The organism is Paraburkholderia sp. UCT2, from assembly GCF_014397665.1.
Lineage (GTDB): Bacteria > Pseudomonadota > Gammaproteobacteria > Burkholderiales > Burkholderiaceae > Paraburkholderia > Paraburkholderia tuberum.
Map to the genome: position 1 here is coordinate 1 of NZ_VZQO01000031.1, position 12,220 is coordinate 12,220.

The 12,220-nt window shown below is 66.5% G+C and carries 11 protein-coding genes; 5 read left to right on the forward strand and 6 right to left on the reverse strand.

Going from position 1 to position 12,220, the window contains the following annotated elements; translation table 11 throughout:
* From F6X39_RS23580 to F6X39_RS23590, 3 genes are all read right to left on the reverse strand, one after another.
* On the reverse strand, positions 1 to 790 hold a 790-nt coding region (locus F6X39_RS23580), incomplete at its 3' end, for a delta(1)-pyrroline-2-carboxylate reductase family protein (RefSeq protein WP_187618321.1).
* Positions 791 to 920: 130 nt separating this feature from the next.
* Entirely contained in the window at positions 921 to 1,553 is a 633-nt protein-coding gene (locus F6X39_RS23585) for a C39 family peptidase (RefSeq protein WP_187618322.1), read from the reverse strand.
* 47 nt (positions 1,554 to 1,600) lie between these two features.
* The gene (locus F6X39_RS23590; RefSeq protein WP_187618323.1) at positions 1,601 to 2,941 is read right to left on the reverse strand and encodes an NAD(P)/FAD-dependent oxidoreductase; all 1,341 of its coding nucleotides are present in this window, start codon (positions 2,939 to 2,941) and stop codon (positions 1,601 to 1,603) included.
* A gap of 231 nt (positions 2,942 to 3,172) precedes the next feature.
* Between F6X39_RS23590 and F6X39_RS23595 the strand changes: the two genes are divergently transcribed.
* The 3 genes from F6X39_RS23595 (at position 3,173) to F6X39_RS23605 (ending at position 6,031) form a co-directional block, all read left to right on the forward strand.
* Entirely contained in the window at positions 3,173 to 3,427 is a 255-nt protein-coding gene (locus F6X39_RS23595) for a helix-turn-helix domain-containing protein (protein ID WP_187618324.1), read from the forward strand.
* Position 3,428: 1 nt separating this feature from the next.
* On the forward strand, positions 3,429 to 4,769 hold the full coding sequence (locus F6X39_RS23600; protein ID WP_187618325.1) for a type II toxin-antitoxin system HipA family toxin: 1,341 nt from the start codon (positions 3,429 to 3,431) through the stop codon (positions 4,767 to 4,769).
* 407 nt (positions 4,770 to 5,176) lie between these two features.
* Entirely contained in the window at positions 5,177 to 6,031 is an 855-nt protein-coding gene (locus F6X39_RS23605; protein WP_090806040.1) for a helix-turn-helix domain-containing protein, read from the forward strand.
* A 67-nt stretch (positions 6,032 to 6,098) separates the two neighbouring features.
* Here F6X39_RS23605 and F6X39_RS23610 read toward each other — a convergent pair whose 3' ends face one another.
* Both F6X39_RS23610 and F6X39_RS23615 read right to left on the reverse strand, forming a co-directional pair.
* On the reverse strand, positions 6,099 to 7,946 hold the full coding sequence (locus F6X39_RS23610) for a hybrid sensor histidine kinase/response regulator (protein WP_187618326.1): 1,848 nt from the start codon (positions 7,944 to 7,946) through the stop codon (positions 6,099 to 6,101).
* On the reverse strand, positions 7,916 to 8,485 hold the full coding sequence (locus F6X39_RS23615; protein ID WP_187618327.1) for a molybdopterin-dependent oxidoreductase: 570 nt from the start codon (positions 8,483 to 8,485) through the stop codon (positions 7,916 to 7,918). Before F6X39_RS23615 ends, F6X39_RS23610 begins: the two co-directional genes overlap by 31 nt.
* A 269-nt stretch (positions 8,486 to 8,754) precedes the next feature.
* Here F6X39_RS23615 and F6X39_RS23620 point away from each other — a divergent pair, with 269 nt between their 5' ends.
* On the forward strand, positions 8,755 to 9,702 hold the full coding sequence (locus F6X39_RS23620; RefSeq protein ID WP_187618328.1) for a phosphoribosyltransferase: 948 nt from the start codon (positions 8,755 to 8,757) through the stop codon (positions 9,700 to 9,702).
* Between the two features lie 40 nt (positions 9,703 to 9,742).
* Here the strand turns inward: F6X39_RS23620 and F6X39_RS23625 are convergent, their stop codons facing one another.
* A complete protein-coding gene (locus F6X39_RS23625; protein ID WP_187618329.1) occupies positions 9,743 to 11,410 on the reverse strand; it encodes an ATP-dependent helicase in 1,668 nt (555 codons plus the stop codon).
* 181 nt (positions 11,411 to 11,591) lie between these two features.
* Between F6X39_RS23625 and F6X39_RS23630 the strand changes: the two genes are divergently transcribed.
* A complete protein-coding gene (locus F6X39_RS23630) occupies positions 11,592 to 12,218 on the forward strand; it encodes a glutathione S-transferase family protein (RefSeq protein WP_187618330.1) in 627 nt (208 codons plus the stop codon).
* Positions 12,219 to 12,220: the final 2 nt, after the last annotated feature.

The following is a 12,220-nucleotide window of genomic DNA, read 5'->3' on the forward strand; positions in this document are numbered from 1 at the left end:
AATCGACACCGGCCTGGATGAAATCGCCGGCCTCGTGCATTGCGCCAGCCTGATCGTCGACGAACAGCGCGCTGCCCGCGATCGTAGTTGCGCCGATCTCGACCATCTGCGGCGTGAAAGCGCCGACGCCGATCACGAGCCGCTCGGCGCGTGCCGTCTCGTCGTAGACCGGCTGTTTGCTGGTGGTCAACGCGATCACGACGTCGACCGAAGCGGGAATCGTCGCGCCCGCATCCGCGAGCGGCCGCAGCTCACGCACCTTGCCGCGCTGCGCCGCGCAGAACGCTTCGGCGCGCGCGGGCGCGCTGCCCTTGACGCACACGCGCGCGTCGGGAAACAGTTCGCCGATCGCCTCCAGATGATTGAGCGCCTGCGTGCCGGTGCCGATCAGCAGGAATTCACGCGGCGCGCCCGCAGCGAACGTCGCGATGCCGAGCATCGACATCGCCGCGGTCCGGCGCCCTGTCACTGTCGGACCATCGAGGATGAACAGCGTCTCGCCGGTGTCGGCATCGAAGGCCATGACCTGACCGTGGATCGTCGGCAGATGGCGCGCACCGTTGCTCGCGCACACATTGACGAGCTTGTGGATCGCGAGATCGGGCGCGGTGGCGGGCATCGACAGCATGACGCCGCCGGCGTTCAGCGGCACGACGAGCCGCTCGGGGCTCACGATGCGTCGTTGCGCGTAGTCGATGCTAGCGCGCCTCAACGCGTCGACAAGCGCTGCGTAAGGCATCAGCCGCGCGGTGGTGGCGGCGTCGAAGATCTGCGTGGTCGGGCGGGTCATGGGCGGAACGATCCAATGGGGGATGGAGTGGGCATGACGTCACCGTAACCGAGCGCGAAAAAATTGACCAGTCGTGTGGACGTCTACTGCCCGCCGAATCGCGAACTCCGCTTCATGCCCAGCGCGCCGGCTAGCTCGTGCCGCGGCTGAGCGTCATCCCCCGCCCTGCATAGAAACGCGACATCGTCGCGAACGGCAGGTACACGTCGGACTGATGCGGCGCGACGCCCGACGGGTTGTGAAACCACACGCCGCCGCGATCCCGCCCGTGCAGCAGGATCAGATGACCGCCCCGCCGCTGGTTCGTCCGCTCCGGATAGCGGATCTCGGGACTCACCGACACGATCGCGAGCGTATCGTCGTCGAGCCGCGCCGCGATCTCCTCGAGCGACGCCTGCGGCAGCACCTCGATATCGAGGCCGAACGCCGGGCCCGCCCAGTCGGCGAACGGCCGGTAGATCAGACCGTCGACGCCACCATCGTCGCGCAACCGGTATACGCCGTGCCGCAGTGCGTCGTCGAGCAGTGCGGCGCGCGGCGCGTGATCGATGCTCCAGTAGTCGAGAGCCGACTCGAGGCACGTCAGCCCGCACAGGCGTTGCGCCCAGAAACGATAGCGCTCGGGGTCGGCGAAACCGCTGCGCTGCCAGTGTGGATCGTCGCACGGGTCGCGCTGCTGTTCGACGATGGCGCGCACCCACTCGGGGCTGCCCCATTGCGTGTAGTACGGGACGTCGGCGTGGCGGAGAACGGGTTCGGTCATCGGTGGTATCGGTCGGGTTGGGTTGTATCGGGCTGGGTTGCGCGGAGTTACAGCATGTTGCGCGGCCGCTTCATCGTGCCGTCGAAGAAACGCTGCAAACGGAACGCCGACAGATCGAGCGACGCCTCGCCGCCATCGTTGAGTTCAGCCAGCAGCTTGCCGACGATCGGCCCCATCGCGAAACCGTGACCGCAGAAGCCGGTCGCGATCGTCAGGCCCGGAACCTGCGGCGGCGCATCGATCACCGGAATGCCGTCGGGCAACACGTCGATCAGCCCCGCCCACGCCTCGACCACCTGGGCGTCGCGCAACGCCGGAAACAGTGCGCGCAGCTTTTTCAGCGCGCGCGGCGCGTGGCTCGCGTTCGGCTGCGGATGCGGGTCGCGCGGATGGAGCACGCGTTCGGCGTCGGGCATGCCGCCCGGCAGACGTTCGCGCAGATCGTGCAAACAGGCGCCGTTCAGATGCAAGCTGAACTTCTCGCGCTGCGTCCACACTTCGGGCAAAAACCATTTCAGCGCGCGGAAATGACCGAGCGTCATGTCGACGTCGACCTGCATGTCGTCGGCGAGATTGATCGCGCCGTTCGCGCGCTGCCGGATGCCGAGACCGTGGCCCCAGAAGGTCGACGCCGTGATCGGCGGCAACGGATTGGTGCGCATGCAGGTACCGCGCACGGCCTGCTGCGGCAGTTCGAGACCGAGCGTTCCGAGCAGCCGCCAGCTGCCCGCGCCGGCCACGCAGATCAGACGCGAGGTACGAATCGTGCCGCGCTCGGTGACCACACCAGCGATCGCACCGCCCGCGCGTTCGACGCCGACCACGCCGCAGCCCTCGAAAAACAGCGCGCCGGCTTCGGCCGCCCGTGCCGCGAAGGCCGCGGCGACGCGGCGCGGTTCGGCCTGACCGTCGCTTGGCGTGTACAGGCCGCCGAGCGCGGGGCCCTGCATGCCGGTCACCACGGCGTCGATCTGCCTGCGCTCGAGCGTGCGGGTATCGAGGCCATACTGACGCGCGACCTCGGTCCATTGCTGAAACGATGTCCAGTCTTCGTCATGGGTGGCGACATACAGGCAACCGCCCTGGCGCCATTCGAGATCGAAATTCAGCTCACGTTCGAGTTCTTTCCACAATGGAATGCTGGCCATCATCAGCGGCACCTCCGCGGCTTCGCGACCCTGCTGACGCACGAAGCCCCACGCGCGCGATGACTGCTGCCCGGCGATCCGCGACTTGTCGAGCACCGCCACCGACAGGCCGCGCCGCGCCAGGTAATAAGCGGCCGCGCAGCCCATGATGCCGGCTCCGGCGATCACGACGTCGGCGTGGCTGGGAAACGGTTGGTCGGCAGGCGTGAAGGTCGAGTGCAGCGGGTAAGTCGTGGTCATGGGTGGGCGGGTTGGCGATGTGGGCGTCATCTTCGCAGTGGGAGCCATTGTCCGCAATGACGAGCGACGTCGGTACCGCGGCTGGTCGCAGCCGGGACGGCGCGGCCGGCGCCTGCCGGAATGCCCGATTATCCGTCACACGAATATTCGTCGATTATGCGTCACGCAAATATTTGACAAATATTCGTCTCACGCATAAATTGCATTTATTCGTCTCGCAGATAATCCGCCATGCTCCATCTGATCGCCACGTCGCACCAGCTCGCGCAGTTGCTGGCGGCCAGCCGCCGCCAGGCCGGCCTCACGCAGACCGAGGCCGCCGCGCGCGTCGGCGTGAGCCAAAGCCGCATTTCCGCGCTCGAAACCGATGCGAGCGGGCTCACGCTCACCCAGTTGCTCGCGCTGTGCGGCGCCTACGGCCTGCAACTGCAGTTGCGCGACAAAAATCAGCCGAGCTCCGAGCCGGCACCGAACGTCGAGTGGTGAGATGGCCCGGCAAACCGCTTCGAAGGCATTGTCGGTGTGGGCCAACGGCGAGCGCGTCGGACTCTGGCGGCTGCCCGCGCGTGGCCCGATGGAGTTCGCCTACGAGGCCGCCTGGATCGCGTCGCCCGCGGGTCGTCCGCTGTCGCTGTCGCTGCCGTTCACGCCCGGCAACATGACGCACAAAGGGCCGCGGGTGCTCAACTACTTCGACAACCTGCTGCCCGACAGCGACGTCATCCGCAAACGCATCGCGCAGCGCTACCGGACCGAAACGCTCGAAGCGTTCGACCTGCTGCAGGCCATCGGCCGCGACTGCGTCGGCGCGGTCCAGCTGCTCGCCGAAGACGACGCGCCGGCCGGGGTCCAGCGCATCGAAGGCACGCCGCTTTCCGACGACGACATCGAGGCGCTGCTTGCGCAGACGGTCGGCAAACCGACGCTCGGCGCGCCCGACGAATCCGACGACTTCCGCATCTCGCTCGCCGGCGCGCAGGAGAAAACCGCGCTGCTGTGGCACGACGGCCAATGGCAACGGCCGCACGGCGCGACGCCGACCACGCATATCTTCAAGCTGCCGCTCGGGCTGGTCGGCAACCGGCTCGCCGATCTCAGCACGTCGGTCGAAAACGAGTGGCTGTGTCTGCGGATTCTGCGCGCGTTCGGCCTGCCGGTCGCGAACACCGAGGTGCTCAGGTTCGGCAAGCAGCGCGTGCTCGCCGTCGAACGCTTCGACCGGCAGATGCATTCGAGCGGCCGCTGGCTGCTGCGTCTGCCGCAGGAAGATTTCTGCCAGGTGTACGGCGTGCCGTCGCATCGCAAGTACGAAAACGAGGGCGGCCCCGGCGTGCTCGACCTCGCGCGGATTCTGCAGCAATCGGTCGAGGCGCGGCAGGACATCGAGACCCTGCTCGCGAGCCAGATCCTGTTCTGGATGCTGGCCGCGCCGGACGGCCACGCGAAGAACTTCAGCATCCGCCTGCTCGCCGGTGGCCAGTACCGTCTGACGCCGCTTTACGACGTGATGTCGATCTGGCCGGTCGAGGGCAACGGCCCGAACCAGTGGTCGTGGTACAAGGCGCGGCTTGCGATGGGTCTATGGTCGCGCAGCAAGCACGATGCGTTTCGCGACGTGCAGCGGCGACACTTCAACGCGATGGCGTTGAAATGCTCGTACGGCGCCGACGCCGAGCCGCTGCTCCAGCGTCTGATCGAGCAGACACCTGGCGTGATCGAGCGGGTGTCGGCGGAGTTGCCCGAGCGCTTTCCGGGCAAGGTCGCCGAGCGGATTTTCAAAGGACTTCAAAATTCGGCGGCCCGGCTCGACACGATGCCGGCAAGCTGAACGCGGACCGCGCGTGCCGGCGCAAACCCGATCCCTCCGGACACACTTTTCATTGCGCCTCTCGCCTGGCTTTTCCGCAAGGGCGGACCTGCCGGGCTGTGCGGCAAGCGGCCGGATCCGTCGCCTTGCGCACTACTCATTCGTGGATTCCCTACGGTTTCGTCATCGTTTCACCGGTAGAATGCCTTTTGATGCTCAATGCATCAAAAGTCACCGGCACGGCGATGGCGTCGCTTGCATCAGCGGACTCGGCGGCCGGTCTGACAAAATCATAAATGGTGAATTTTTTTACGGTACATTTGCTGTCCCCGCGTGACCGATTCATGCGCATAGCATGCGCAGGGTCGGCTTGCGCCTGCCGACCGCGCTCCAGATGTACCTTTTAACCCGGCGGATTTTCACGCAGCATGGCCAACGAAACACACTCACCCGACTCCATCGCGGTTGCCGAGCGCGTGCGCGAGTTGATGAGCAGGCATGGAATCGGCAAGCGACAGCAAACCACGGAGCTATGCCGCATCCTCGATCTGAGTTTTTCTCAGGGGCACCGCAAACTGCGCGGCAATAGTCCGTGGACGCTGTCGCAAATCAAGAAAGTCGCCGAGGTATTCGACGAACCCGCGGCGCAGCTGTTCGGCGCGCAGTCGCTCGATCCGGGCGTCGTCGGCGCGATCGCCCAAGAGGCGGTGTTCTGCATCGGCGCGACCGAAATCGCCTGCACCGCGTGGGTCGGCGCGGCGCTCGAACCGGGTAGCCGCCCGGAATTCGTCGCCTATTCGCGGCTCGGTCAATGGCGCGTCTCGCGTCATGATGGCGCGCTGTATCAGAGCGCGTACGAAGTCCACAAGATCGAGATCTATCCGCGCCGCGCCGAGACCGACAAGCCGGCCATCGCGGTGGTCGACGACGATCGTGCAAGCGCCGATAACCTGCGCGATTATCTGGAGCGCAGCGGCTTCACGGCGGTCGCGATCTATGGGCTCGCGGCCTTCAGCGAGCAGTTGCAGACGCAGGTGTTCGACGGCGTGATCATCGACTGGCTGTTCGGCTCGCAGACCTCGGCGGCCGCGATTCGCGCGGTGCGCGCGTCGGAGAACCCGGACGCGCCGATCTTCGTGCTCACCGGCGAACTGCTGACCGGCAAGGCCAGCGAATCGGAGATCAGCGAGGTGATCCGCGATTACGACGTCGCGTGCTACGAGAAGCCCGCGCGCATGGCGATCCTCGTCGCCGATCTGTCGAAGCGGCTGAACCGCCCCTGAAGCGCGGGCGCCGATGCGCACCCCGTTCGCGGCAGCGCCGCCTTCACGCGCTCACGCGCTCACGCGCTCACGCCTGATGCCGCGCCGCCAGCGCCCGCTGCAGGGCGTGCTTCAGATCCTCGTAATGGACTGGCTTTAACAGCGCCTCGAACACCGACGGCACACCAGTCGCGCCACTTTCGCCATCCCGCACGACCTCCGGCGCGTACGCGCTGACCACGATCACCGGCACGCCCGCCGACGGTCCGTCGCGCGTCGCGAAGTCTTCGAGAAACGTGTAGCCATCGCGCTCCGGCATGTGCAGATCGAGCAGCACCACTTCGCAGCGGTGGGTGTCGAGCCACGCGAGCGCGTCGTTGGCATTGCCGAGTGCGAGCGAGTCGTAGCCCATGTGCGCGACCATTTCGCTGAGCGACTCGCGGATCAGCCGGTTATCGTCGATGATCAGCACGCACGGCTGCGCGCCGTCCGGCTCGGCTTGCTCCGCGACCTCGGCCGGCTCGACGGTGGCGACCGGCACGACCGGGATCGTCACCGTGAAGCTGGTGCCCTCGCCGACCGTGCTCGCGACATCCACCGTGCCGCCGAACAGCTTCACGAGCCCTTGCACGATCGTGAGCCCCATCCCCGCGCCTTCGAAGCGGCGCGTGCGCGACGCGTCGAGCTGCGTGAACTCCTCGAAGATCAGCGGGATCTGTTCGGACGGCACGCCCGGCCCCGTATCGCTGACGACGAAAACCAGCAGCGCCGGCTCTTGCCGCAGTTCGACGCGCACCGTGCCGGTCTCGGTGTAGCGGATCGCGTTGGTGACGAGGTTGTTGACGATCTGCCGGATGCGGTGCGGGTCCGACTCGACGAGCCCGCTCGCGCCGCTCGCCTCGCTTTCGAGCTCGAGCCCGCGCGTCCTGGCGGACATCGTGTGTTCATCGACGATCGACGCCAGCAGCTCGCGCGGCTCGAAATGCTGGTGCCGCAGTTCGAGCTTGCCGGCGCCAAGGCGCGCGTAGTCGGTCAGGTCCTTCATCTGCGCCTCGAGATGGCGCGCCGCGGTTTCGAGCCGCTGGATCACCTTGCGGTCGGCCTCCGAGTGATAGTTGAAGCCGAGCAGTTCCACCGACGAGACGATCGCATGCAGCGGCGTGCGCAGTTCATGGCCGATCATGCCGAGAAACGCATCCTTCGCGAGGCTCGCCTCGCGCGCCGCGCGGCTCGCCTGATGCTCGGCTTCCAGCGCCGCGCGCTGCTGGCGCATCAGCCGCGTGCGGCGCCGGCCGTTGAGCGCGAGCAGCAGCGTCGCCGCCGCCGACAGCAATAGCAGCACCAGACCGCCCGCGAACAGAATGCGGCGCTTGTCGATGAAATCGCGGTTCATCGCCTCGCGGTCGGCGACATCGGCGAAACGGCGCGACAGCGCGAGATCGTTGACCTCGCTCCAGTGCTGGCGCAGCTGCGCGTCGATCCGCGCGGCACGCGCACGGTCGCGCTGCAGTACCTCGATCTCGGGCTGGATGTCGTCGAGCACAGTCTCGAGCGTCTTGATTTCGTCGAGCTGCCGTTGCAACAGAGCGAGCTGCGCGGAGAGCCGATGCGTCGAGCCGGCCATCACGCGCAGCTTCGATTGCAGCAGCTGGAAGCGCAGCTGCAACTGCTGATAATCGTCGTCGGCACCGGACTGATACAGCAGCAGCTGGTTCTCGAAGCGAGTGTACGCGATCTGCAGTTGCGCGGCGTCCCAGTAGAAACCGTCGTAGGTACGGGTCAGCTGCTCGGTCGCGCGCGGGTTCAACAGGTTCGCATAGAGCAGATAGCCGATCGCGCCGGCGGGCGCCGCGAGCGCCATCAGCCAGATCAGCACGTACAACACGCGCCGCCACGGACGGCGCGCTATTTGACGATGAGGGCCTTGATCTGCCATACGAATTTCGAGTCGCCGACCGCGCCAGTCAGTTCATCTGGAAATGCGTCGCGCGGATAGATCAGAAACAGCGGCCCGAAGTCGCTGAGTTTCAGGCGCTGGCCGTTCATGCTGTACGCGACGATCACGCCGTAGCGTTCGCAGTCCGACACCGGCACGGTGTAGGTGTAGTCGTCGAACGTGTGGAGTTCGATCTGGGTGCCGTGCGCGCCGACGGCCTTCAGGATGTCGGCGAGCCTGGGCCCGGTGAACGTCGAGCGCGGCGTCCAGGTGGTCGAGGTCGTGATCGTATGCACGGGCAGCGCGAGCAGTTGAGCCTCGTTGAAGTGATAGGTGCGATGCGCGGCGTCGTTGGTATTGGCGATCTTGCCCTGCACGTCGAGCGCCAGCGCCGGCGACTGCCGCGCGCCCGGCTGCGCATGCGCGCAACAGACGGAAAGCCCGACGATCAGTCCCGCCAGCCCCGTCAGCCAGCGCATCCGCCAGGGCACACCGGTTCCGCTGGCTGCGTTGCGCAGCGTTGCAATCAGATTGGCCATTTGCTTTTTTATCCGTTTTCGCTGATTCGCCGGAACGCTGGCGGCGCCACGGTCAGCCGATCTCATGCCACGCGAAGAGTTGCGCCGTGCCGTGCCGTCAAACGCGTGCCACCCCGACACGCGACCTTTGACCCGCATGCATAATATCGCCAAAATGCGCTGACTCAAAAACGGGGACCCGCGATGTCGCGCCAGTGCGTCAGCGCGCGCCGCGCGCGCATCCCCGCGGACCATTGCCTTCCAACGCGCCACGCGGCGCCTCGATAGTCATGAACAAGCCGGTCCTGCCTCTGACGTACGAACAGCTCGATCACTGGATCGAATCGCTGCAACCCGCGTTGCTCGCCGAGCGTTTCTCGATGGCGCTCGGGATTCTGCGCGGCGGCGCGCCGCTCGCGCTGATGGTGTCGCACGCGGTCGGCGCGCCGGTCGCGTTCCTGCGCTACGACCGCCAGACGCGCGCGGTCGCATGGGATTCGACGCTGCCGATCCCGCCCGCCGGATCGAAAGTGCTGTTGTGCGAGGACATCGCGGGACGCGGTTTTACGCTCGTCGATTGCATCGCGTTTCTGCAGGCGCACGGGCTCGAAGTCAAAACCCTGACCGCCGCGGTCGATGATCTGAGCCGCGCACAGCCCGACTACGCGATCGATGCGCGCGGCTACTTCGCCCTCTTTCCATGGGAACGCCAGGCGTACACCGAGCGCTACCGCGACGACTGGGCGCGCGTCGAAGCCGGCGCCGCGCCCGCGATGGCCAACGACCACGAGTACGCGGCCTACGCGATCGACCTCGACGGCATCCTGCTGCCCGACGTACCGCTCGCGCGCTACGACGAGGACCTCGCCGCCGCGCTCGCCGAGCGCGACGCGCTGCTGCCGTTCGAGGTGCTGCCCGGCATCGACCTGCAGCAGGTGCGCACGATCATCACGGGCCGCCCGGAGATGGATCGCGCGCGCACCGAAGCGTGGCTCGCGCGACACGGCTTCGCTCACATGCAGTTGGCGATGCGCACGTCCGGCCTGCACGACGACAGCCCCGCCGGCGCGGCCGCGCACAAGGCGAGCGCGGCGCTGCGCGCGGGTGTCACGCACTTCGTCGAAAGCGATCCGGTGCAGGCGCTGCTGATCGCGCAGCAAGCGCCGCTGCTGCGCGTGATCTGGTGGGATGCGCTGACGCGCACGGGGATGCTGGTGAGCGCAAGGGCGTGGAGTTGAGCGCAACGTTCCTTGTGGGCGCAGCGCCCGAACGCCGCCGCTACCTGTCCTTCGCCTCGCGCAACTGCAAATGCCGCGCGGCCCGCTGCGACGCGACGACGATCAGCTTCATCGTCGCGCGCGTCGCGCCGACGAACAGCTTGCGCGCGCTGCGTTCGTCGAACGCGTCGAAGTCGATCTCGGTGAAGATCACGCACGGCGCCGCCTGCCCCTTGAAGCGGTAGATCGACTCGAACAGCACGTCGCCTTCACGATACTCCGGGTTGCCGAACAGATCGTATTTGCCGGTGAAACTGCGCAGCCGATGCGGTCCGAGATGATCGAGCGCGCTCATCGCCGAGCCCTCGCGACCGCGGAACGACAGCACCGCGATGTCCTGCTTGCGAAAACCGAGCGATAGCGCCTGCGTGATGGCGCGCTTGGTTGCGTCGATACTGCTATCGGCGCCCTGCGCTTCGTCGTAGACCGACACCGAAACCTCGGAGCCGTCGAACGGACTGCCCGACGTAAGTGCCGCGGCCAGCGGCACCGACGCGCCCAGCACGTCGCGCAGATAATCGAGGATGTCGCGAGGACTGCGGTAATTGGTGGTTTCTTTCAGCGTGGTCCAGCCGGGCAACGAGACCGGCTCACGCATGTACAGATTCTGCAGTGGGTCTTCGAGCCACCACCATGCGGCGCCCGGCCGCAGCAGCCGCTCGAGCGCGGCAACCCATGGCTGCTGGAAATCCTGCCCTTCGTCGACGATCAGTACGTCGAATTGCCAGCGCGGTTCGATCGGCGTGTCGGCGAATACGGCCTCCAGTTGATCGAACACCTGCGCCGACCGGAAATCGGGCGCGCGGCCCGCGTCGCGCGCGATCCAGTCGCAAAGCTGGTGATAGTTCGCGACTTTCGCCTCCGGCGGCGCGACCCGCGCGATGTGATCGGCGAGCGGCCGGTTGAAGCACACGTACAACGGCCGCTCGCCGCGCGCGACCGCGTCCTTCATCACCTGCACCGCGAGTTGCGTCTTGCCGGAGCCCGCCGTGCCAATCACGCGCAAACGGAACGGCGCGATTTCGAGCCGCCGGGCCCATGTCGCAAGTCCGCCCGAAAGGCGCGTGACGAGCATGCCCGCCTGCCCGACGAGCGCGCTCGTGTCGGGCGTCAACGCGAGTTCGTCGGCGAGAAAGTGGTGGATTTTCGCCGCGCAGGGAAGCCGCGGTTCATCGGCCGGCAGCGCTTCGCGGACGATCGCCGCGAGACGCTCGCGCCGCGTAGCGTCGACGATGCGCGCGGGATTCACGCCGGCGATCGCCGCATCCTTGACGATGTGATCGGGACAGTACAGCAGTTCCTCGATGAAATAGGCGCCCGCGCCGAACGCCGCGGTAAAACGCCGGTGCAGACTCTCGATCGTATGCGCGAGCGCGATCGCGACGTTTCGCTCGGTTTGCAGATACACCTTGACGAGCCCCTTCGGCGTTTCGCGCAGAAAGCCGGTCTTCTGCTCGATGATCAGCAGGCGCCCGGCGGGACTCACGATCACGAAATCGGCCTCGCCGAACACGGAGAAGTTCTGGTTCAGGCGCGTCCAATGCACGCCGTGGTAGACGGTGTAGTCGGCGGGCAGTGCCTTTTCGAGCAGCGCGAGCGTTTCACGTTCGCGCGCCGCCGCGCCGGTCGCTTCGAGGCTCTTCCAGTCGTCGGGAACAATGCGGGCCATGCGATGCCTCAATGAGTTGGGATGCGTGTTTCAGCGGCCAATCCGGAGTGCGGTCATTGTACGCAACGCAATGTCGGCCGGGCGGCCCGTCGCGCAAAGGCGCGCGCATCGTGTATCGTTACCGCCTGAACGCCGCGCACGCCGCGCGGCTTGCCAACTGTAAGAGAAAAGGAATTGCCGGATGATTACGATCTGGGGACGCGCCAATTCGGTCAACGTCCAGAAGGTCTTGTGGTGCTGCGACGAACTCGTGCTGCCGTTCGATCGCATCGACGCGGGCCTGCAATTCGGCCGCAACAACGAACCCGACTATCTCGCGATGAACCCGACCGGCAAGATTCCGACGCTGGTCGACGACGACTTCGTGCTGTGGGAATCCAACTCGATCCTGCGCTATCTGGCGATGCAATACGGCGAATCGAGCCTGCTGTATCCGGGCGAGCCGAAACTGCGCGCGAGCATCGACCGCTGGCTGGACTGGTCGCTGTCGACGCTGCAGCCAGTGGAACGTCCCGTGTTCTGGACCCTCGTGCGCACGCCCGAGGCCGAGCGCGACGGCGCCAAACTCGCCGCCGACGCGAAGGCGGTCACCGTCCTGTGGCGCCTGCTCGACACGCATCTGCAGGGCCGCTTCTTTCTCGAAGGCGACAAGTTCACGCTCGCCGATATCGTGATCGGCGCGTACGCGAAGCGCTGGTTCGGCCTCGACGGTTTGCAGCGGCCGTCGCTGCCGAGTCTGGAGCGCTGGTATTCGCGTCTCACGACGCGTTCCGGGTTCAAGAAGTATGTGGATTTCCCGTTGACCTGAGC

What these genes read in the sequence shown, in the direction of transcription:
- F6X39_RS23585 (WP_187618322.1), bottom strand. Translation starts at nt 1,553, where the DNA reads ATGACCGAACCCGTTCTCCGCCACGCCGACGTCCCGTACTACACGCAA.
- F6X39_RS23590 (WP_187618323.1), bottom strand. Translation starts at nt 2,941, where the DNA reads ATGACCACGACTTACCCGCTGCACTCGACCTTCACGCCTGCCGACCAA.
- F6X39_RS23595 (WP_187618324.1), top strand. Translation starts at nt 3,173, where the DNA reads ATGCTCCATCTGATCGCCACGTCGCACCAGCTCGCGCAGTTGCTGGCG.
- F6X39_RS23600 (WP_187618325.1), top strand. Translation starts at nt 3,429, where the DNA reads ATGGCCCGGCAAACCGCTTCGAAGGCATTGTCGGTGTGGGCCAACGGC.
- F6X39_RS23605 (WP_090806040.1), top strand. Translation starts at nt 5,177, where the DNA reads ATGGCCAACGAAACACACTCACCCGACTCCATCGCGGTTGCCGAGCGC.
- F6X39_RS23610 (WP_187618326.1), bottom strand. Translation starts at nt 7,946, where the DNA reads ATGGCAGATCAAGGCCCTCATCGTCAAATAGCGCGCCGTCCGTGGCGG.
- F6X39_RS23615 (WP_187618327.1), bottom strand. Translation starts at nt 8,485, where the DNA reads ATGGCCAATCTGATTGCAACGCTGCGCAACGCAGCCAGCGGAACCGGT.
- F6X39_RS23620 (WP_187618328.1), top strand. Translation starts at nt 8,755, where the DNA reads ATGAACAAGCCGGTCCTGCCTCTGACGTACGAACAGCTCGATCACTGG.
- F6X39_RS23625 (WP_187618329.1), bottom strand. Translation starts at nt 11,410, where the DNA reads ATGGCCCGCATTGTTCCCGACGACTGGAAGAGCCTCGAAGCGACCGGC.
- F6X39_RS23630 (WP_187618330.1), top strand. Translation starts at nt 11,592, where the DNA reads ATGATTACGATCTGGGGACGCGCCAATTCGGTCAACGTCCAGAAGGTC.